13 protein-coding genes and 1 pseudogene are annotated in these 21,005 nt (G+C 70.1%); 8 read left to right on the plus strand and 6 right to left on the minus strand.

Annotation, left to right across the window (positions count from 1 at the left end; translation table 11 throughout):
- Nucleotides 1-229: 229 nt before the first annotated feature.
- Entirely contained in the window at nt 230-1,012 is a 783-nt protein-coding gene (locus tag AC1HFH_RS05700) for a carbonic anhydrase (protein WP_480246382.1), read from the plus strand.
- Between the two features lie 83 nt (nt 1,013-1,095).
- Here the strand turns inward: AC1HFH_RS05700 and AC1HFH_RS05705 are convergent, their stop codons facing one another.
- The 4 genes from AC1HFH_RS05705 to AC1HFH_RS05720 all read right to left on the minus strand — a co-directional run bounded on the left by AC1HFH_RS05705 (nt 1,096) and on the right by AC1HFH_RS05720 (nt 6,705).
- A complete protein-coding gene (locus tag AC1HFH_RS05705; protein WP_480246383.1) occupies nt 1,096-2,829 on the minus strand; it encodes an ABC transporter ATP-binding protein in 1,734 nt (577 codons plus the stop codon).
- The gene (locus tag AC1HFH_RS05710) at nt 2,826-4,652 is read right to left on the minus strand and encodes an ABC transporter ATP-binding protein (RefSeq protein ID WP_480246384.1); all 1,827 of its coding nucleotides are present in this window, start codon (nt 4,650-4,652) and stop codon (nt 2,826-2,828) included. The genes AC1HFH_RS05705 and AC1HFH_RS05710 overlap by 4 nt, the downstream gene beginning before the upstream one ends.
- The gene (locus AC1HFH_RS05715; protein WP_480246385.1) at nt 4,649-5,728 is read right to left on the minus strand and encodes an alpha/beta hydrolase; all 1,080 of its coding nucleotides are present in this window, start codon (nt 5,726-5,728) and stop codon (nt 4,649-4,651) included. The genes AC1HFH_RS05710 and AC1HFH_RS05715 overlap by 4 nt, the downstream gene beginning before the upstream one ends.
- A 128-nt stretch (nt 5,729-5,856) precedes the next feature.
- Nucleotides 5,857-6,705, minus strand: a complete 849-nt coding sequence (locus AC1HFH_RS05720; RefSeq protein ID WP_480246386.1) for a helix-turn-helix domain-containing protein — start codon at nt 6,703-6,705, stop codon at nt 5,857-5,859.
- Nucleotides 6,706-6,785: 80 nt separating this feature from the next.
- On the opposite strand from AC1HFH_RS05720, the gene AC1HFH_RS05725 reads away from it, so the two are divergent.
- The 5 genes and pseudogenes from AC1HFH_RS05725 to AC1HFH_RS05745 all read left to right on the plus strand — a co-directional run bounded on the left by AC1HFH_RS05725 (nt 6,786) and on the right by AC1HFH_RS05745 (nt 15,174).
- Nucleotides 6,786-9,614 carry an ATP-binding protein gene (locus AC1HFH_RS05725; protein ID WP_480247724.1) on the plus strand — a complete coding sequence of 943 codons (2,829 nt, stop codon included), beginning with the start codon at nt 6,786-6,788 and terminating at the stop codon, nt 9,612-9,614.
- Between the two features lie 109 nt (nt 9,615-9,723).
- Complete coding sequence (locus AC1HFH_RS05730) at nt 9,724-10,122, plus strand: hypothetical protein (RefSeq protein WP_480246387.1); 399 nt, start codon at nt 9,724-9,726, stop codon at nt 10,120-10,122.
- A 206-nt stretch (nt 10,123-10,328) separates the two neighbouring features.
- A pseudogene (locus tag AC1HFH_RS05735) lies at nt 10,329-12,650 on the plus strand (MMPL family transporter); the annotation flags it as partial.
- A gap of 120 nt (nt 12,651-12,770) precedes the next feature.
- On the plus strand, nt 12,771-13,619 hold the full coding sequence (locus tag AC1HFH_RS05740) for an MSCRAMM family protein (RefSeq protein ID WP_480247725.1): 849 nt from the start codon (nt 12,771-12,773) through the stop codon (nt 13,617-13,619).
- 88 nt (nt 13,620-13,707) lie between these two features.
- Entirely contained in the window at nt 13,708-15,174 is a 1,467-nt protein-coding gene (locus tag AC1HFH_RS05745; RefSeq protein WP_480246388.1) for an AAA family ATPase, read from the plus strand.
- A gap of 120 nt (nt 15,175-15,294) precedes the next feature.
- Here AC1HFH_RS05745 and AC1HFH_RS05750 read toward each other — a convergent pair whose 3' ends face one another.
- Both AC1HFH_RS05750 and AC1HFH_RS05755 read right to left on the minus strand, forming a co-directional pair.
- Nucleotides 15,295-16,233, minus strand: coding sequence for a sigma-70 family RNA polymerase sigma factor (locus AC1HFH_RS05750; RefSeq protein WP_480246389.1), 939 nt, complete (start codon nt 16,231-16,233; stop codon nt 15,295-15,297).
- Nucleotides 16,234-16,273: 40 nt separating this feature from the next.
- Nucleotides 16,274-17,464 (minus strand): NAD(P)/FAD-dependent oxidoreductase, encoded by a 1,191-nt coding sequence (locus tag AC1HFH_RS05755; RefSeq protein WP_480246390.1) that lies wholly within the window; start codon nt 17,462-17,464, stop codon nt 16,274-16,276.
- Nucleotides 17,465-17,612: 148 nt separating this feature from the next.
- Here AC1HFH_RS05755 and AC1HFH_RS05760 point away from each other — a divergent pair, with 148 nt between their 5' ends.
- The gene (locus AC1HFH_RS05760) at nt 17,613-18,803 is read left to right on the plus strand and encodes an NAD(P)/FAD-dependent oxidoreductase (RefSeq protein WP_480246391.1); all 1,191 of its coding nucleotides are present in this window, start codon (nt 17,613-17,615) and stop codon (nt 18,801-18,803) included.
- 113 nt (nt 18,804-18,916) lie between these two features.
- Nucleotides 18,917-20,941: a thioredoxin domain-containing protein gene (locus tag AC1HFH_RS05765; protein ID WP_480246392.1), complete on the plus strand. Its 2,025-nt coding sequence runs from the start codon at nt 18,917-18,919 to the stop codon at nt 20,939-20,941.
- The last annotated feature ends 64 nt before the right edge of the window (nt 20,942-21,005 follow it).

Consider the following 21,005-nt stretch of genomic DNA (forward strand, 5'->3'; position numbering starts at 1 on the left):
CGAGCCTGTCTTCCGGCGCCCGGTGTCGACGCGGGTTGTGATATATCTCGCGCCGCCGTGGTCTGGCGTGTCCGCGGCGTCGGTACTTAACGTCCCTTCATCACATGTGCCGGTGAAAATGCCGGTCGCAAAGGGACATTCGAAGTCAGCAGGACGGATCCGGGCAAACCCCGTGCCGGTGCCGCGGTGCCCGAGTTCCCGTCGGACCGCCCTGCGGAGGAGTAGAAACATGGCCGGTTCGATGCACCGTCGGGCATTTCTCTGGGGATCCGTCGTCGCGGTCGCGGGAGTGTTGTCCTGCGCCACGGACGATGCTGCGGCGCACACTGCACACTGGGACTACGACGCCGAGGGGCCGGCCCATTGGCCCGAGCTCGACCGGGACTATCTGACCTGTGGGGACGGCAGGCAACAGTCGCCGATCGACCTGCCCGGCCATGAACGAATCAGCTCGGCAGCAGGCATCACCGTGGAGTACGGTCATGCGGTTCTGGTGCGCCTGCGCAACAACGGCCACACCGTGCAGGCACAGCTGCCCGGCGGCAACGGCAACCGGGTCGTGGTCGACGGAATGCCGTTCGACCTCGAGCAGTTCCACTTCCATCTGCCCAGTGAACACACCGTCGACGGAGACCGTTCGGCGATGGAGCTGCACCTGGTGCACCGCGGCCCCGGTGACCGGGTGGCGGTTGTGGGCGTGCTGCTGCGCTCCGAGCCCGGCGCGTCGCCGATCGACCCGATACTCGCCGACCTGCCCCGCCGCTCGGGCGACGAGATCGGGCCGCTCGCGCCGCTCGATCCGGCATCGCTGTTGCCCGCCGACCGTGACCAGTTCCGCTACCGCGGTTCGCTCACCACGCCGCCCTGCACCGAAGGGGTGAGCTGGACGGTCTTTCACACCCCGGTCGCCGTATCGCCAGGCCGGGTCGATGCCTATCGGTTGCTGTTCGACCACAGCAACCGGCCGACCCAGCCCCGCAACGGCCGTCCGGTGCTGCATACCGGGCGGTGAGGGTTCGGTCGCACAACCCGTCATCCGATGGCCGAACGAATCGGCGGAAACCCCGTCGCGCGGGTGGATCGTCAGTGTCGCGACTAGGCCGGCATTCTGTCTTCCGGTGTCGGGCCGGCCGCCGACGACACCGCCCAGAACTGGGCGTAGCGGCCGCCCCGGCGGAGCAGCTCCGGATGGCTGCCCTGTTCGACGATGCGGCCGTCGGCGAGGAACACGATGTGGTCGGCATCGCGGACGGTGCCGAGGCGGTGGGCGACCAGAACTACCGTCCGACCGGCCATCAGGCGCTCGATTCCGGCTCGGACCGCGTCCTCGTTCGCGGGGTCCAGGGCGGAGGTCACCTCGTCGAGCAGCACGATCGGTGCGTCCTTCAGGAGTGCCCGGGCGATCGACACCCGCTGGCGTTCCCCGCCGGACAGCAGCGCGCCGCCCTCACCGACCTCGGTCGCCCAGCCGCCGGGCAGCCGTTCGATCACCTCGTCGAGCTGCGCGGCCGATGCGGCGGCCCGCACCTCGGCATCGGTGGCATCCGGCCGGCCGAGCCGGATATTCGCTTCGATGGTGCCGTCGAACAGATACACCTCCTGGAAGACGATGGCGATCCGGTCCATCAGCACATCCGGGTCGATCTCCCGCACATCCACGCCACCCACGTCGATCGAACCCGAATCCACGTCGTAGAACCTGGCGATCAGCTGCAACAGGGTGCTCTTACCCGAACCGGAGGGGCCGACCACGGCGAGCCGCCGGCCCGCCGGAACGGTCAGTGACACCTTGTCGAGTACGGTGCGGTCGTCGTGCCGGAAGGTCACCGCGTCGAAGCGCACCGTGTGCCCCGCCGGGGTCTGCGGCGCCGCCGGCACCGGCAGCGGTTCGGTGCGCAGGACGGCCTCGAGCCGGGTCAGCTCCGCTCGCGCGGCGCGCAGCTTGCCGCTCATATCCGCCAGCGCCAGCAGCGGGTCGGCGCAGCGGGCCGCGAGTACCAGGACGGCCAGCAGTTCGGCGGCGCCGACGGTTCCGCCCAGCACCAGGTAGGCGCCCAGCGCCAGGATCGCCGTCAGCACACCCTGGACGGTGAGCGCGGCACCGATCACCCCGGGCAGGGCGGTCAGCACCGACCGGCGGGAGGTGCGCTGCACGTCGGTGAGTGCGTCGTCGAGCAGCCGGAAGCGTGCACCGGTCCGGCCGCCGGTCCGCAGCACCGGTTGTGCCTGGAGATATTCGATGACGCGGTCGGCCGCCTCCTGTTCGCGTTCGTGTCGTTCGGTGTCGGCCGCGGCCATCGACCGATCGGACCGGGCCTGTACCAGCGCCAGCACCGGAACACCGGCCAGCGCGGCCAGCCCCATCCGCCAGTCGAAGGCCAGCATGACGACGACGATGGTCAGCGGGGTCACCGCAGCGGAGATGAACGGCGCCAGCAGATGGGCGATCACGCTCATCGCCTGCAGCACTCCGCGGCCGGCCAGCAGGGAGATCTCGCCCACCCGGCGGGTGTTGTACCACCCGATCGGCAATCGCGCGAGGTGGTCGCCGAGCCGGTAGTACATGCCGTGCAGCAGTGTGGTTCCGGCCCGGAACCCGGACCGGTCGCTCACATAGCGCAGGATCGCGTATCCGGCGACCGCAGCTGCGAAGGCGACGAGCCAGGGCCGGGCGTCGGCGGGGTCGCTGCCGAACAGGGCCCGCAGGATCGGCACCAGCAGGGCATAGGCCGCTCCCTCCGCGATCGCGGTGACGGTCATCAGGGCGACGGTGCGGCGCACCGGTGTGGCGTATTCGGGCCCCAGCACCCGCAACAGCGTTCGGATCATCGGGTTTCGTCTCCTTGCGGTGTGTCGATCCGGGGTGTGAAGCCGGGGCCGTGGCGATGTGCCCGCCGGAACTCGGCGAATCGGCCCTGCTCGGCGAGTAGCCGGTCGGGCGGGCCGGATTCGACGATCTGCCCGTCCACCAGCAGCACCACCGTGTCGGCAGTGGTGAGGGTTTCCGGGCGGTGCGCGATGATCAGCGTGGTCCGGTCGGGCGCTGCCGCGGTGAGCGCGTGGCGCACCGCTTGTTCGGTCAGCGGGTCGGCGAATGCCGTCGCTTCGTCGAGTACCAGCACCGGGGTGTCGGCCAGCAGGGCCCGGGCGATCGAGATCCGTTGTGCCTCACCGCTGGAGAGCCTGGCGTCGATTCCGATCACTGATTCGTAGCCACGCGGCAGATCCAGAATGCGATCGTGGATCCGGGCCAGCCGGGCGGCCCGGACGACTTCCTCACGACTGGCTTCCGGCACGGCCAGGGCGATGTTGTCGGCCACCGAGGCGCGCAGCAACCGAACGTCCTGGAAGACGAAGGAGATCGTCCGGTACAGGTCCTGGTCGCTGAGTTCGCGCAGGTCGGCGCCGCCGAGGGACACCGACCCGTGGGTCGGGTCGAAGAACCGCGGCAACAATTGCACCAGTGTGGATTTCCCGCTGCCGGACGGTCCGGCGACGGCAGTCACGGTTCCCGGTTCGAGCGTCAGATCGATCCCGCGCAGCACCGCACGATCGGTGTCGTACCCGAATCGGACATCCCGGAACTCGACTCGATGGCCTCGTGGCGACACCGGCCGCGCAGGCTCGGGAAGTGGTGCCACCGAGAGGATGCCGGCGATCCGATCGAGCGCGCGGCGCGCGTTCTGCAGATCGTCGAAGCCGTGGCCGAGTGCGGCCACCGGCGCGGTGAGTCCCAGCCCGAGCAGCAGAAACGGCAGCAGATCCGCCGCGGGCAGGCTCCCGTTCGTGATCAGCACCGCACCGCCGGTGAGCACGACCAGCAGGACGAACGGTGGTGACAGCGCCACCTGCATCGCGGCTGCGATACCGGCCAGGCCACGCACCATCCGGAGGAAGGACCCGGCGAATTCGTCCACATTCGTGCGGAATCGCCGATGGGCGCGGTCGGCGCCGCCGAACGCCTTGACCACTGCGATGCCCTGGACGAACTCGACGACGGAGTTCGAGATTCGGCCCATCGCCGCATCGAACTCCTGCTGTTCCCGCAGCCGGGACGGCGTCATCATCAGCGGTACCAGCGCCACCGCCAGGAGCACCGGGATCAGGGTGATCAGGGTGAGCCGCCAGTCCACGGCGAACAGGTAGATCAGCGATACCGCGGGCACCACGAACGCGGCGACCAGTTCACCGGGCGCATGCGCGATGAACGGGTGCACGGCGCCGACATCGTCGCCGACCACTTTGGCGAGTTCACCGGTGCGGCGCCGGGAGAACCAGCCGAGCGGCGCGCGGCCCAGCCGCTCGGCGAGCTGCCGGCGCAGCGCGAGCTGGACCCGGTCGTCGAGCAGATGTCCGATCCCCGAAGAGGCGCCGGTGCACAGCAGTCGCAGGAACAGGCCGGCCGCACCCCCGGCGACAACCAGCCAGACCCGGCCGTGGTCGACCGGCTCGGCGGACAGCAGGATCCGGCCCAGTTCGGCGATCGCCAGCAGCGGCGCGAGCCCGGCGACCGAACCGATGATCTGCAGGACGACGACGGCGGTGAATCCGCGCGCATACGGGCGAAGCAGATCTCCGACGGCCGGTGCTGGTGCGGGCCGGATGAGCACCGGGTCGGCATGCTGGTCCGGTGCAGTGGTGACGGTGCTCATCGGCCACCGGTCTTCGCCGCGGGCGCCTCGACCGCCGATCGATCCGCGCAATCGGCCGGTTGCTCCCACGCCTGCGGCAACGGTTGCCCCGGTGTCGGGGACGGGCTGTCGCCCAAGTGATTCCGGAGAAACGAGATGATCTCGCCCAGTGCGGGCCGGGCCTCCCGGACCAATCCGGGCATGCTCAGGAACGCGTGCGTGGCGCGCGGGTACTCGACCAGCTGCGCCGGAATACCCGCCTCGAGGAGTCGTTCGGAATAGCGGCGCCCCTGGTCGGCCACCGGGTCGATGCCCGGTACCACCACGAGTGCCGGTGCGGTCGCTTCCGGGACGGCGGCGGACAGCGGGGACACGGCGCGGGCCGAAGTACCCGGCGGGACGGCGAGTTCGTGGAAGTAGCGCAGCTGCGCCGGGGTCAGGGTCGGGCAGTGCGGATGCCGCTTGGCCGGTTCCGGATCGTCGGTCAGATCGGTGACCGGGTTGACCAGCACCTGGGCGCGCAGTCCGGGCCCGGCCGTACCGGCCCGCAGGGCGGCCAGGGCGGCGATCAGGGCGCCGGTGCTCTCACCGGCGACCGCGGTCCGGGCCGCATCGATGCCCCAGTCGCCGGCGTTCCGGATGACGTGCAGCAGCGCATCCCAGCCGTCGGCGACCGCGGCCACCAGCGGCGTGCCGGACGCGAGGAGTCGGTGTTCCACCGAGACCACCACCCCCGGGAGCTGCGCGGCGATCCGGCTGTTCGCCCAATCGCACTGCACTGCCGTGCCCTGGAAGCCGCCGCCGTGTACCTGCAGGATCAGCGGTAGCCGGGTGCCTTCGGCCACGTGCTCCGGCCGGTATTCGCGCACCGGTATCCGCCGGTCGGGTAGGTCGATTTCCCGCCACCGGATCGCGACGCCGCGTTCGGGGCGGCCGGTGATCAGCCGGCCGAGCGGGGACGAGACGAGGCGCGCCCGCTTGTCCTGCAAGGCGGTCAGACCCTCGGCCGTCATGGTCGCCCATTCCGGCTCCTGCTGCACCTTGCTCAGCAACCTGACGCCCCACGGCGGCCGTGGCGCCCTTGCGGTCTCGTCCATCTCTCCTCCTCCGCTACGCAACACCGCACGGGCGCCGGAACAACCCGGCTCGGTCGGCGTGCTCTCGATCCGCTGCCAGCATGGGTGGTGCGGTCGGCCGCGGTATTGGAGGAATGTTCCGGACCGGACTAGGGGAGAAGCGTTCGGGCCGTGCCCGGCCAGGCGACGTCGTCCACGGCGAGCCACGGCGACATCGCGATCGCCTTGGGTGTCACTCCGGTGAAGGTGCGGACATCGCGGTGCAGATGGGACTGATCGGCGTACCCGGTCTCCGCCGCCGCGGTGGCTGCGCCGTGGCCGGTGGCCAGCAGATGTGCCGCATGGTCGAATCGCACCAGTTGTGCCGCCCGCTTGGGGGTGAGGCCGAGCTGAGTCCGGAATCGGGACCACAGTCGTTTGCGGCTCCAGCCGAGTTCGTCGGCCAGGCTCTCGACCCGGATCCGCCCTCGGCTGGCCACCAGCTGCCGCCAGGCACCGGTGATCTCCCGATCGACCCGCCGGCCCTGTACGGCCCGCCGGACGAGTTCGGCCTCCGCGAGGGCGAACCGGTCGCTCCAGGAGCGGGTGTCGCGCAGTTGTGCACAGATCCGGTCGGCGTCGGCACCCCAGAGGTCGTCGAGCCGGACCACCGCGCCGTCCAGGTCCGCCGCGCCGTCGAACACCGCATGCGCCATCATGGGCGACAGGCGGATCTGCAGACAGTCGACAGCGTTGCCCTGCACCCGGAATCGGCCCAGCGGGAGCCCGGCGACCACACTCCCGCGCAGGCGATGGGTGCCGGTATCGTCGACCAGCTCCCCGTCGCCGAGGTCGAAGCCCACCGTCACCGCCGGATGCGGCACCACCGGGATGACGAACCGGCCGCTGCCCCGGTTCCGGAATGCGGCCATGTCCATCCCGCCCGGCCCGGTCCGGGCCGGGCGGGTGATCTCCCACAGTTCCGTCGTCGCGACGCGAACCGGCCGGGTGCCGCGCATATCGGCCATGGTACCGAGCGGGTGGGGGCGGCCGCTTCGACAGGAACGCCTGGTCGGCGAAGGTTGCTACCGTGGGAAGCATGCGTTTCGGGGTGCTCGGACCGGTGACGGTATGGGGCGGTGACGGCGCATCGGTCCCGGTTCCGGGGACGAAGGTCCGGGCCCTGCTGGCGGTTCTGTTGATCCGCCCCGGCACCGTCGTGCCCGCCGATACGATCGTGGCCGCCCTGTGGGGTGACCGGCCACCACCGAAGGTCGATGCTGTCCTGAGGTCCAAGGTGTCGCAGCTGCGGCAGGTGCTGCGAGCGGCCGGTGGGGACGCCACGGAGCTGCTGCGCCGCGAGTCCGGCGGCTACCGGCTGATGGTGCCGGTCACCTCGGTGGACGCGGGGCATTTCACCGAGATGCTCGCCGAAGCACACCGGGCGACATCCGCCCGTACCGCGCTGGAACTGCTGGCCGTCGCCGAATCGCACTGGCGGGGTGAACCGTTCGCCGAGTTCCGGGACGAGCAGTTCGTCACCGCGCCCGCCGCCGAACTGGCCGAACAGCGACTCGAGGCCCGGGAACTGTGTACCCGGCTACGGATCGAGGCCGGGCAGGCGCACGCCGTGGTGGCCGAACTCGCCACGCTGGCCGAACTCCATCCGATGCGCGAGCACATCCATGTGCTGCTGATGACCGCGCTGTACCAGACCGGCCGACAGACCGAGGCCATCGCCGTGTACCGGTCGCTCGCCGAGCGGCTGGCCGAGCAGCTCGGTGCCGATCCGGACCCGCGCACCTCGGACACCTACCTGGCGATCCTGCGGCAGGAACAGCCCTTGTACGAGGCTGCGGCCCCGAACCGGGCTGCTGTGCCCCGGCCGGTGTTGCCCGTCGCCGCGACTCCGTTGCTGGCGCGTGCGGAGGAGCTCGCCCGGGTAGCCGACCTGTTGCCGTCCGGCCGACTGGTGACGGTGACGGGTCCGGGTGGCGTCGGCAAGACCCACCTCGCGGTGACCGCTGCGCACGCTGCCGCGGCCGGATTTCCCGGTGGCGTCGGTTTCGCGGATCTGAGCGGGGTGCGTGCTGGCGACCGGGCAGCCGTATGCCAGGTGCTGGCGGACTGCCTGGGGGTGCGCGACGACCTCGGTTCCGCGGCGGCCGACCCGGTGGGTCCGGCCGACCTGTGGTTCCGGTTGGGTTCGGCGGTGCTGACCAAACAGATCCTGCTCGTGCTGGACAACTGCGAACAGGCCCTGGACACCATTGCCGCAGTGTGCTCCGAACTACTGGCCGGGGCGCCCGGCCTGCGCATTCTCGCCACCAGCCGGGAGCCGCTGCGGATTTCCGGTGAACGTGTCGTACCGCTCGGCGCATTGCCTTCACCTCCCGACGGCCGCGCCGCCGGTGATCCGCGACGGTACGGTGCTTTCGCGCTGTTCACCGAGCGGATCGCCGACGCGGGCGGTACCGGGCCGGCCACGCCCGACGAGGTCGAGGTGGCGGCCCGGATCTGCCGTCGGCTCGACGGCCTGCCGCTCGCGCTGGAGCTCGCGGCGCCGCGGGTGCGCACCCTGGGCCTGCTCGAGGTGGAGCGGCGGCTCGAGGACCGGTTCGCCCTGCTCACTTCGGGTGCGCGGACCGCGCCCGGTCGGCACCGGACCCTGGCCGCGGTGATCGACTGGAGCTGGGATCTCGCCTCCGCCGAGCAGCGATGCGCCTTGCGGCGGCTGTCCTGCGCGGCCGCGCCCACCCTGCGGGCCGCCGCGGCGATCATCGGGGAATCCACGTTCGATGTGGCCGAGGTGTTGTCTCGGCTGGTCGAGCAGTCCTTGCTGACGGTCGAACCGGGGTCGGACAGCCCGCGCTACCGCATGCCGGAATCGATTCGAGCCTACGCCCGGGCCCGGCTGGCGGAAGCCGATGAGGAAGCCGCCACGGTGCGGCGCCACCGGGATCACTACCTGTCGGTGGTCGAGGAACAGACGCCGCTGCTGCGCACCGACCGGCAGGATGCGGCGCTGGCGCGCCTGCGGTCCGAATCCGCCGATATCCGCCTGGCCCTGGCGGGCGCCGAGGACGAACTACCGGCGGTGCTCCGGATGATGTGGTTCTGGATGCTGACCGGACGGCTCACCGAGGCGGCCCGCCGGCTGACCACCGCACAGGCGACCGCAGCACCGGGCACCGTCGAGGAGTGGGCCGCGCACTGCTGGGCGCATACGCTGAGCCTGCGCCTCGCCGATCCGCCGGCCCTTCCCGGCGCCGCCCGCACCGCCGCGGACCTCGTTGCGGCGGACCTTCCGGAGGACGGACAGCTACATGCCGAAGCAGCCCTGGCCCGGTGGTACCTCTCCCTCACCCGCACGGCTGTCGGCGAACCCTCGGTGTCTGCCGCCGCCCCGCCGGGCCGGTGGGGCGGCGCCGCTGCTGCGCTCGAACAGGCCCTCGCCGCATTACCGGGCGGGAATTCCGAGCCCACCCGGTCGGCGGCGGAAGCCCTGGCCGGTTTCCGGGAGATCGGCGACCGTTGGGGAATGTTGCAGGCGATCGACGTGCTCGTGCACGCCGCCGGCGAACCATCCGGGCCGGGCGCCGACGAACTGGACCGGTGGGCGCTGAGTATCGCCGAGGATCTCGATCTGCACAGCGATATCTCCCGCATTCTGACCCGGCGCGGGCGGCGGCTGCTGCTCGCCGGTGACCCGCTCGGCGCCCGCGCTCTGTTCCGGCGGGCGCGGGACATCGCCGGTGATCAATGTGACGGCACCGTGAGCGCCGCCGCCGAAGGTGGCCTGCGGGCCGCCGAGAACGCCCTCACCGGCACTGCCGCACAGCGGCGCATCGCCGCCGAATCCGTTGACTATCTTCGCATTCTGCATCGAAGCGATTTCCACGCCGCCGATTCCGGTACGCCGGCGTGACGGCATCGTCCCGGCGCCGTTGTGGACGACCCGGGTCTCGTCGGACTCCGCCGATTCGGCACGATGGTCTCGGTGTATTCGCACGTTCCCGCTTCGAAGGAGTGACCCGATGGCCCCGATACGCACGCTCACCATGCTCGTCTCCGCCGCCGCGCTGCTGCTCGCGAATCCCGCGACAGCCGCAGCCGATCCGGCGGCCGAGGCGATCGGTGGACGCGAACGGATCAAGATCACCGTGACCGGCACCGAATACCCGGTCGGGCACTGCCTGGTCGATCCCGATGCCGACGGCAACACCCAGAGTCTGGCGATGGATCCATCCGGTGTCATGGTCATCGAAAATGTTGCGCCCGGTGCCCGGCGGGTGCTGGTGTGGTGCCCCCAGGGCGGGCAGATCTACCAGGGGCATGTCCAGGTACAGCCGGGCGACCCGATCCTGGATCTGCAGGATCGGCTGTTCGCCGCGGCCGGGAGCAGCGAGCGGGTGACCGATCCCGCGCTGCGCTGATCCGGGAGAAGATCCCCCGGTGTAGGGTGGACCCCGCGCAAGTAGAGGTTGTTCCTCCACTTACAGCTCGGGATTCGAACCTACCGTGTGATCGGTAGCGGGGGCCTTGGGGTGGAGGCGGTTTGCAGGCAGCGCGGCCGCGTCCGGATGCTGCGTGCGAGCCATGAGTTCAGTACACACACCGGTCATCTCTAGGAGAACCACTCGTGTCTGTCTTGCTCTACCGATGGGGGAAGTTCGCGTTCCGCCGGAAGTGGCTGGTCCTGCCGGTCTGGCTGCTGCTCTTCGGGCTGCTGGTCGCTGCCGGTGCGGCGCTGAGCAAACCGATGAGCGACGAATTCACCATGCCGTCGCTGCCGTCGGAACGAGCCACCGAGATCCTGGACCGGCAGTTTCCGGGGATGTCCGGCCGGTTCGGTATCGACGCAGTCGCCGGCGACTACGTCGTCCGGGCCGCCCCGGGCACCGAGCTGACCGACGAGGCGAACCGGGCGGCAATCGACGAACTGATCGCCGACCTGAAGTCCTTGTCGGTCGGCTCGGGTGCCGCGACGCACCGGCTGGTCGCGACGGAAGTGGCTGCGCAGCTGCGGAACCCGGTCACGGTAACCGAGAAGATGGGCTGCCTGGCGGACGCCGACCCGGCCGAATGCTCCGGCGCCCCGCTCAACGTCCTCGACGAGCGAGCCCCGGCCACCGTGGCGGTGCTCACCGTGCCGTTCGACATCGATTCGGCGATGGACATCACCGACGCCGAGCGGGACGCGGCCTACCACGTCGCCGACGCCGCGCGGGCGGCCGGGCTCACCGTCGAGGTCGGCGGTGCCATCGGGATGGAACAGGAACAACCCAGCGGCCGGGCCGAAGCGATCGGCATGGGGGTGGCACTGATCGTGATGATGGTCGCCTTCGGCGCTGTCGTGGCGGCCTTCGTGCCGATCGTCACCGCCGTCGTCGGTCTCGGCGGCGCACTGTCGGTGATCATGCTCGGCACCTCGATCACCGAGGTGCCGAGCTTCACCACCTTCCTGGCTTCGATGATCGGTATCGCACTGTCCATCGACTATGCCCTGTTCATCGTCTCCCGCTACAAGCACGAACTGGCCGTGCAGGACTCGGCCGAAGAGGCGGCCGGCACCGCGCTCGGCACCGCCGGCTCCGCCGTGGTGTTCGCCGGACTCACCGTGATCATCGCACTGTCCGCGCTGGGCATCGTCGGCGTGCGGTTCCTGACCTTCATGGGGCTCGGTGGGGCGGTCGCCGCCGCCTTCGCCGTGCTCACCGCCATCACCCTGATGCCGGCCCTGCTCGGCGTCCTCGGCCGATTCCTGTTCCGGCCGAAGCTGCCCGGCGTCGCCCGGCACGATCCGGAGGACGACAGCTCGCGCACCCTCGGCATGTGGGTGGGCCGGGTGATCGGCAAGGTGCCGTGGGTGGCGCTGCTCGCCGCGGTGGCCGCGCTGGCCGCCCTGGCGGCACCGGCGGTCGGCCTGCAGCTGGGTCTGCCGGGGGAGAACAGTTATCCGGCCGATACGTCGGTCCGCAAGGCCTACGACATCCGCACCGCGGGCTTCGGTGAGGGCAGCAACGGGATTCTCACCGTGGTCGCCGACCTGACGGAGGTACCGGAAGGCGAGCGGGACACCGCGGTTGCCGCACTACGCGACCGGCTCGCCGAATTCCCGGAGATGGACTACGTCACCGCCCCCCGGCTCAGTGACAACGAACTGGGCGTGATCCTCGAAGGTGTACCGGAATCCGGTCCGAACGACCAGGACACCAAGGATCTGGTGCGCGAGGTCCGCGCCGCCGAAGGTGCCCTGGCCGACCGGTACGGCATCGAATACGGCGTCACCGGCACCACCGCGATCTACGCCGATATGGATCATGTGCTGCTCAGCAAGATCCTGCCCTACCTCGCCATCGTGGCCGGGGCGGCCTTCGTCCTGCTGATCCTGGTGTTCCGGTCCATCCTGGTGCCACTCACCGCCGCCCTCGGCTTCCTGCTGTCGATGGCCGCCACCTTCGGCGCCACGGTGGCGATCTTCCAGGAGGGCGCCTTCGATCTGATCGCCGATCCGCAGCCGATCGTCAGTTTTCTCCCGATCATGTTGATCGGCTTGGTCTTCGGGCTGGCAATGGACTACCAGGTGTTCCTGGTGACCCGGATGCGCGAAGAGTACGTGCACGGCAGATCGCCGAAGGAGGCCATGGTTTCGGGCTACCACCACGGCGCCCGGGTGGTGACCGCGGCGGCGATCATCATGATCTCGGTCTTCGGCTCGTTCCTGCTGGAAAGCGATGCCACCGCCCGGATGATGGGGTTCGCCCTCGCTGCCGGGGTGGCGATCGACGCCTTCCTGGTCCGGATGGTGCTGGTTCCGGCCCTGCTGGTGATCATGGGCAGGTGGGCGTGGTGGATGCCGCGCTGGTTGGACCGGATCCTGCCCGATATCGATGTGGAGGGCAGCCGGCTGCGTGAACGGCAGCAGCGCTTTCGTGGTGGGCAGCAACCCGAGCCTGTGGCGCCGGAACCAGTTCTCGGCGCCGAGCCCACATCGGTATCGGCGACGGACCCTGCGGCAGCGGCGGTGGATGCGTTCGGTGAGTCCGATGAGCCGGTCGGCGCCCAGCCGGTACTCGCCGCCATGGGTGGCCCGAACGTGGCAACGGACACCACCGGAACGTACCGGGCACCGGCGACGGCGCCCGGTGCGGACGTTGCCCCGGTGGGTGACCGGACGATCGGTGGCCACATCCGCCGCGCGGACGAGTACCCGGTGCCGGATGCGGTGCTGACCCTCGTCGATCCGCGCGGGCATCAGGTGTCCCGGGCGGTCGGCGACGGCAACGGCGATTACGCCATCGAACCGCCTGCGCCGGGTGACTACGTCCTGATCGTCGCGGCGAGTGGGCATCAGCCGGCCGCGATGAACATCTGGGCCGGCGACCGGCCGCAGCGGGTGGACCTCACCCTGCAGGGCGCCGGTGAACTGTCGGGTGTGGTGCGTACCGCCGGGCGGGAACCGGTGGCCGGGGCCACGGTCACCGTGACCGATCTGCGGGGTGAGGTCGTCGGTGCCGCGGTGACCGCGGCGGATGGCGGCTACTCCTGCCAGGGTGTGGTGGCCGGGACCTACACCTTGGTCGCGGTCGCGGCGGGGCGGCGGCCCACCGCGACCACGCTGACCGTGCCCGAGAACGGCCGGTTGCGCTTCGACGTCGAGATCGCCTCGATGGCGGTGCTGTCCGGAACCGTGCGCGCCGACGGCCGGGCCGTATACGGCGCGCAGGTCACCGTGCTCGACCACACCGGAGCCGCCGTCGGCGCCGCCCGTACCGACGAGGACGGCCGCTACACCATGGGTGATCTGCCCGAGGGCGAATACACCGTCGTGGCGCGCGGCTATCCGCCGGTGTCCGCCCGGGTGGCCGTCACCGACAGCGAGATCGACCACGATATGCAGCTCGGTTTCGACGCCGTGCCGTCGTCGTGATCAATGGTCCTCGGCTCACGTCACATCATCGACATCTGTGATGGGACTATACTTCTGAGAAGTACAGTCCCATCATGTCGGAGGACGTATGCAGAAGCCAACGGAAATGTTCGATCGCGATCATGAGTGGCGCGCGCTGTGCCGGTTCGTCCGAGACGAACGGGCAGAAGCCATGCTGGGGGTGGTCTCCGGACGTCGACGACAGGGCAAGACCTTCCTCCTGCGGGCCCTTTGCCAGGCGGCGGGTGGCTTCTACTTCGGTGCGACCGAAAGCACCGATGCCGAGTCGCTACGCATGATCGGGGATGCGCTCACCCGGCATTCGGACCTGCGTGTCCCGTTCCGCCCTGCCGACTGGACCGAGGTGGTGGACCTTCTGCTGGCGCTCGGACGAGACCGGCCGATGCCCGTCGTGATCGACGAGTTTCCCTACCTGGTGCGCGCCAACCCTGCTCTGCCCTCCATCATCCAGCAGGCGCTGGCACCGCTGCGTGCGGAACGGACGGCATCGCGGTCCAGACTGCTGCTGTGTGGTTCGGCGATGTCGTTCATGGGCGGGTTGCTGGGCGGTGGCGCGCCACTGCGTGGGCGAGCCGGGCTCGAACTCATCGTGCGGCCTCTGCAATACCCGCTCGCGGCGCAGTTCTGGGACATCACCGATCCACGGCTGGCCTTGCGGGTGAATGCCGTCGTCGGCGGTACGCCGGCCTACCGACGCGAGTTCGTCCGCGATGACGTCCCCGCCGGCCTCACCGATTTCGACAGCTGGATCACTCGCGCAGTGTTGAACCCGGAGAGCCCGCTGTTCCGCGAGGCCCGCTACCTGCTGTCCGACGAACCGGAGATCCGCGATCCCGGCCTCTACCACGCGGTCCTGGCCGCTGTCGCCGACGGCAATGCGTCTCGTGGGGGTATCGCCGGCTACATCGGGCGGAAGAACGCCGATATCGCCCACCCGCTGAATGTGCTCGAGGATGCCGGACTGCTGACCAGGGAAGCCGACGTCTTCCGCGACAATCGCACCTACTATCGCATCGCAGAGCCGCTGATCACCTTCTACTACAGCGTCATGCGCCCCGTCTGGAGTCAGTTGGAGCTTCCTGGGTCGGCCGAACGGGTGTGGCCGACCAGGCACCGTCAGTTCGTCAGCAACGTGTTGGGTCCGCGGTTCGAAACTCTCTGTCGAGAGTGGGCGATGTTCCATGCCCCGTCCAGTACCTTTGCCGAGCTTCCGGCGCGAGTCGGTGGCGGCGTTGTGACCGACCCGGAACGGCGGACAACGCACGAAGTCGACGTCGCCGTGATCGGTCCGGCCGACGGTAACAAGCCGCCGGTGCTGTCGATCGGTGAGTGCAAACTCCGTGAACCGATGGGCATTCCGCACCTGGAACGCCTACGGCGCATTCGCGAACTGTTGCACCGTGGCGGGCGATACGACACCACCGGAACCAGCCTTGCCTGCTATGCCGCAGGTGGGTTCACAGAGGAGCTCCGCCGAGTCGCCGATCGGTCCGGCGATGTCCTACTGGTGGGACTCGACGACCTGTACCGGTGAACCGTGACGCGGGATAGAGGCGTGCACCGCTGAACCCGTCGGGTGAACCCCCTGTTCGGATTCGGCTGCCCGCGACACGTACCCGACGGTTTCGCGCCGTCGCCGTGAGCGGGCACCCGGTCACCACGACTCGATCAGCGCCGCGTCGTGTCCGTGCTGCTGCCATTGTTCGGTGAGCCGGGTCAACCGCTGCGGTGCGGCGACAGCGTACAGATCCGCGATCTTGTCGTCGCGGATCTCCAGCACGGCGACCCCCAGGACCCGGCCGTCGAGGGTGAAGAGCATGGCCGGGCAGCCGTTCACCACAGCGGAGTGCACCGAGGGTGAGCCACCGGCCAGTTTCCGTTTGGCTGCCGACGGCCTGAAGCCGGCCCGCATCGCTTCGGCCAGCCGGTGCGGCGTCGCGTACCGGATCAGCTTCGTGGCCAGGCCCATGGCGCCGTCCGAGACTCCGGCCGCGTCGTCGGTCAGCAAGGCGACGAGCCGTTCGGTGCGGCCCGAGGAGGCGGCAGCAACGAAAGCCTCGACGATGCGCCGGGCGGCGGCGGGATCGAAACCGGTGGCACCGTGCCGGGTGGCTATCCGGCGCCGGGCTCGGTGGGCGTGTTGCTGGCTGGCGGATTCGGTGATGTCGAGGATTCCGGCGATCTCGGCGTGGCTGTAGGCGAAGGCTTCCCGTAGCACGTACACGGCTCGCTCGACCGGCGAAAGCCGTTCCATGAGGGTGAGTACCGCAAAGCTGACCGATTCGCGTTGTTCGACCGTATGGGCGGGGCCGAGCATCGGGTCGCCGTCGAGGAGCGGTTCCGGCATCCAGGCGCCGGCCGCACGTTCGTGCCGCACCGCGGCCGACCGGAGCCGGTCGAGCGCCAGATTGGTGACGATCTTGGTCAGCCAGGCCTCGGGCGCCTCGATGTAGGCCCGGTCGGCCGCCTGCCACCGCAGGAAAGCGTCCTGCACCGTGTCCTCGGCATCGGCGGCCGAACCGAGCAGCCGATAGGCCAGCGAGGCCAGCCGATTCCGGCTGGCCTCGAAGCGTTCCACAGTGGCGGCGTCCATGGGGCCGACTCTAGGTGGCGACCACGTCGAGCGTGCGAAGCTACCGGGCGACCGGTTGCGGGACGTGCCCGGCGGTGTCGACCAGGCGGTACCGGTGACCCGGCTTTCCGAAGGTCGGGTGACCTGGTGCCCAGCCACTGACCGCGACGATGGCCGCTTTGACCCGGGCGGCCGAGCGTCCGCGCAGCGCCCCGGTCTTGGCGTTGCCCTCCTTGTCGACCAACTGGAAGAGGCCGTCCTTGCGGCCGAGGCTGATGTGGTTGCCGACGTAGGAAAGGCCGACTGTTTTGATCTTGCGACCGGTCCGGTCGCCGATGATCGTGGCAATCGCCTGCTGACTGGTGTAGCCCGCAGACGCACACGACATGGGCAGTGGTCGCCCGTTCTCACCGATGACGAAGAGGCTGTCACCAGCGGCGTAGACATCCGGGTGCGAGATCGACCGCATCTGCCGGTCGACGGTGATCCGGCCGTCGGGTTCGGTCTGCAGGCCCGCGGCAGCGGCAATCGGATGCACGGCGAACCCGGCGGTCCACACGGTCGCGTCGGAAGCGAAGACCGCGCCGTCGGCGGCGACAGCTTTCCCCGCATCCACGCGTTCGACGGCGGTGTGCTCGTGGACCGTGATGCCGAGCCGGTCGAAGGTGCGCAGCAGATGCGTGCGGGCCTTCGGGCCGAGCCAGCCGCCCAGTTCGCCGCGGGTGACGAGGTCGACCTGCAGTCCCGGCCGGGCTTCGGCGATCTCGGTGGCGGCCTCGATGGCGGTGAGGTTGCCGCCGACCACCACCACGGTCCCGTTCCCGCCCAGCTCGTCGAGGCGTTCGCGCAGCCGCAGCGCGGCCGGGCGTGAGGCCACGTGGAAGGCGTGCTCGGCGACACCCGGTACGCCGTGGTCGGCGATGGTGCTGCCGAGTGCGTACAGCAGCGTGTCGTACCGCAACCGGTCGACGCCGTTGTCGTCGGCAACGGTGACAGTGTGCGCATCGACATCGACGCCGGTCACCCGCGCCACCCGCAACCGGATGCCGGTGCCCGCGAAGACCTTTTCCAGGGGCCGGTGCGGAAGGTCGTGTCCGGCGGCGAGCTGATGCAGGCGCAGGCGCTCGACGAAATCGGGTTCGGCGTTGACGACGGTGATTTCGAATTCGCCGGCGTGCAGTCGGCGGGCCAGGTAGCCGGCGGAGAAGGCTCCGGCGTATCCGGCTCCGAGGACGACGATGCGGTGCTTCATGGTTCGCTCCTGTCTGGTTCGCGTAACCCCTGAACGAGACGGCCCACGAATCCCTGACAGGCCCCTGATGTGATCTAGGTCACTGAATGTCAGAATCTCCGGACCGCCGGTGTCTTGTGCTCGAGCCCCTCGGAGCGAAGGAGACACCATGACCAAGAACATCGACGTGATCGTGATCGGTGGCGGATACGCCGGGGTGATGGCGGCCAATCGCCTGACCGGGCGCGACGACGTGCAGGTGACCGTGATCAATCCGCGGTCGGTCTTCGTGCCCCGGCTGCGGCTGCACCAGCTGGTGGGTGGCACCCACGACGCGGTCGTCGACTACCCGGAGGTACTGGCCGACCGGGTGCGGCTGGTCGCCGGCAGCGTGACGCGGATCGATGCGGCCGAGCGCAGCGTGACCCTGGCCGACGGCAGCACGATCGGCTACGACTACCTGGTCTATGCGGTCGGCAGCCGCGGTTCCGAGCCGCAGGTGCCCGGTGCGGCCGAGTTCGCCTATCCGGTCGCGACATTGGAGGCGGCGCAGCGGCTGCGCTCGGCCCTGTTCGATGCCCGGCCGAAGGCGGCGGTGACGGTGACCGGCGGCGGACCGACCGGGATCGAGACCGCCGCGGAGCTGGCCCAGCAGGGGCGGGCGGTCACCCTGATCAGCGGTGGGGTGCTCGGTCCCTACCTGCACCCGCGGGCCCGGCGCACGGCGCACCGGTATCTCGCCGAGCTCGGGGTGACCGTGCTCGAAGGGGCCGATGCGCATGTCACCGCGGTGACCCGGACGGCCGTCGAACTCGGTGACGGCCGGACCGTGGCGAGTGACATCACCATATGGACTGCCGGCTTCGGGGTACCGGACCTGGCCGCCCGCAGCGGGCTGCGCACCGACGCCGTCGGCCGCCTGCTCACTGACGAAACCCTGACCAGCATCGACGACGAACGCATCGTCGGGGCGGGGGATGCTTCGGCACCGTCGGATCTGCCGTTCCGGATGAGCGCCTACACCGCATACGCACTGGGTGCCCACGCCGCCGACACGCTCCTGCACCGGATCGCCGGTGAACCGCCGACGCCGATCGACCTGTCCTTCCCCGCCATGTGCCTCAGCTTCGGCCGGGATGCCGGGATCTACCAGATCGGCCGCAAGGACGAGACCGCCAGGGGGCTGTACCTGCGCGGCTTCCTGGGCAAGAAACTGAAGGAGTTCGCCTGCGAAGCAGGCATCAAACATCTGGCCACCGAAGCCCGTAAGCCCGGCTCCCACCGCTGGTTCGGTGACGGAAAGCACCGGCCGATGCTGCTGCAGGCCGGTCAGGGCAACACATCGGAACCGGTTGCCTAGGACATCGCAAGCATGCCGACCGATTCGGGGCGACCGGAGGCAGCGGGTGCGGCAGGTGGCGGCGGGCGCGGTGGACCGTGCGTGATGGTGGCCGGGTGTGGGAGGCTCGAAGGGTGAATCGTTTGGTCGATGCCACCTCGCCCTACCTGCGCCAGCATGCCGACAATCCGGTGCACTGGCGGGAATGGGATGCCGACGCGCTGGCCCAGGCGCGGGAACGGGATGTGCCGATCCTGCTCTCCGTCGGATACGCGTCCTGCCACTGGTGCCATGTGATGGCGCACGAGTCGTTCGAGGACGCGGCGACTGCCGAGCTGATGAACGCGGAGTTCGTCTGCGTGAAGGTGGATCGGGAGGAACGGCCCGATATCGACGCGGTCTACATGAACGCGACGATCGCGATGACCGGGCAGGGCGGCTGGCCGATGACCTGCTTCCTCACCCCGGCCGGGGAGCCGTTCTACTGCGGCACGTACTACCCGAAGGTCCCGCGGGGCGGGATGCCGTCGTTCACGCAACTGCTGACCGCGGTTGCGGACACCTGGCACAACCGGCGGCCCGAGGTGGATCAGGCGGCCGCCCAGGTCGCGGAGGGGCTGCGCGCCCAGGCCGGTGGGCTGCCCGGCGCCGATTTCGCGATCGGCCCGGAGTTGCTCGCGCACGCCGTGGCCACGGTGACCCAGGACGAGGACCGGGAGCACGGTGGTTTCGGCGGGGCGCCGAAGTTCCCGCCGTCGGCGCTGCTGGAGGGGCTGCTCCGGCATGCCGAGCGCACCGGTGACCCCGCGGCTGCCGAGGTGGTCGAGCGGGCGGCCACGGCGATGGCGCGCGGCGGCATCTACGACCAGCTGGGCGGCGGGTTCGCCCGGTATGCGGTCGACACCGCCTGGGTGGTACCGCATTTCGAGAAGATGCTGTACGACAACGCGCTGCTGCTGCGGGTGTATGCGCATCTGGCCCGGCGGCATCCGGAATCGATCGCGCCGCGGATCACCCGCGAAACGGCCGGTTTCCTGCTCGCCGATCTCGGCACCGCCACCGGCGGATTCGCCTCCGCCCTGGACGCGGATACCCAGCTGGAACCGGGCGGCCCCGGCGTCGAAGGTGCCACCTACGTCTGGACTCCGGCCGAACTGACCGGCGTGCTCGGTGCCATCGACGGCGCCTGGGCGGCCGACGTCTTCGGGGTGAGCGCCGGCGGGAATTTCGAACAGGGCACCTCGGTGCTCACCCGGTACCGGGATCCCGACGACGAGGCGCGCCTCGATCGGGTGCGCGGCATCCTCCGGCAGGCCCGCGACCGGCGCCCCCAGCCGGCCCGCGACGACAAGGTGGTGACGGCCTGGAACGGCATGGCGATCACCGCCCTCTCCGAGGCCGGTGCCGCACTCGCACAACCCGATTGGGTCGACGCCGCGGCCCGCTGTGCGCGCTTCCTGCTCGATGTCCACGTCGTGGACGGGCGGCTGCGCCGGGCCTCGCTGGATGGTGTGGTGGGTGCCCCCACCGGGGTGCTGGAGGATCATGCGTGGCTGGTCACCGGCCTGCTCGCGCTATACCAGGCCACCAGTGCGGCGAGCTGGCAGGATGCCGCGCACGAACTGCTCGACACCGCCCTGCGGCACTTCGCCGACGCGGCCGAGCCCGGTAGCTGGTTCGATACCGCTGACGACGCCGAAACCCTGGTCGCCCGCCCCCGTGACCCGCTGGACGGCGCCACTCCCGCCGGTGCCTCCGCCCTGGCCGAGGCCCTGCTCACCGCCTCCGCGCTGGCCGATCCCGACCGCGCTGTCCGCTACCGCGACCTCGCCGAGCAGACCCTGCATCGCGGTGCGGTCCTGCTGGCGAAGGCGCCGCGCACCGCCGGCCACTGGCTGGCCGTCGCGGAAGCCGCAGTCCAGGGGCCGCTGCAGATCGCCGTCGCCACCGATACCGGGTCGTCCGACCTGACCGCAACCGCCCGGACTGCCGCACCTGGTGGCTCGGTGATCCTGGCAGGCGCCCCCGACTCCGCCCCGCTGCTCGCCGAACGCGCCCTGGTCGACGGTGCTCCGGCGGCCTACGTCTGCCGCGGCTCCGTCTGCGACCTGCCGGTCACGACCGAAGCGGCACTACGGGCGGCGCTACTCGGCGAGTAGGCCGACCGGAGCCGAGTTGCCGGCCGGTCGAACCCGGCAGACACGGATTTTCCGAGTGCGGGCC

It is taken from the genome of Nocardia sp. KT25-26 (assembly GCF_056627695.1).

Coding starts and splice junctions, on each gene's coding strand:
- AC1HFH_RS05700 (WP_480246382.1), top strand. CDS start 230: ATGGCCGGTTCGATGCACCGTCGGGCATTTCTCTGGGGATCCGTCGTC.
- AC1HFH_RS05705 (WP_480246383.1), bottom strand. CDS start 2,829: ATGATCCGAACGCTGTTGCGGGTGCTGGGGCCCGAATACGCCACACCG.
- AC1HFH_RS05710 (WP_480246384.1), bottom strand. CDS start 4,652: ATGAGCACCGTCACCACTGCACCGGACCAGCATGCCGACCCGGTGCTC.
- AC1HFH_RS05715 (WP_480246385.1), bottom strand. CDS start 5,728: ATGGACGAGACCGCAAGGGCGCCACGGCCGCCGTGGGGCGTCAGGTTG.
- AC1HFH_RS05720 (WP_480246386.1), bottom strand. CDS start 6,705: ATGCGCGGCACCCGGCCGGTTCGCGTCGCGACGACGGAACTGTGGGAG.
- AC1HFH_RS05725 (WP_480247724.1), top strand. CDS start 6,786: ATGCGTTTCGGGGTGCTCGGACCGGTGACGGTATGGGGCGGTGACGGC.
- AC1HFH_RS05730 (WP_480246387.1), top strand. CDS start 9,724: ATGGCCCCGATACGCACGCTCACCATGCTCGTCTCCGCCGCCGCGCTG.
- AC1HFH_RS05740 (WP_480247725.1), top strand. CDS start 12,771: ATGGGTGGCCCGAACGTGGCAACGGACACCACCGGAACGTACCGGGCA.
- AC1HFH_RS05745 (WP_480246388.1), top strand. CDS start 13,708: ATGCAGAAGCCAACGGAAATGTTCGATCGCGATCATGAGTGGCGCGCG.
- AC1HFH_RS05750 (WP_480246389.1), bottom strand. CDS start 16,233: ATGGACGCCGCCACTGTGGAACGCTTCGAGGCCAGCCGGAATCGGCTG.
- AC1HFH_RS05755 (WP_480246390.1), bottom strand. CDS start 17,464: ATGAAGCACCGCATCGTCGTCCTCGGAGCCGGATACGCCGGAGCCTTC.
- AC1HFH_RS05760 (WP_480246391.1), top strand. CDS start 17,613: ATGACCAAGAACATCGACGTGATCGTGATCGGTGGCGGATACGCCGGG.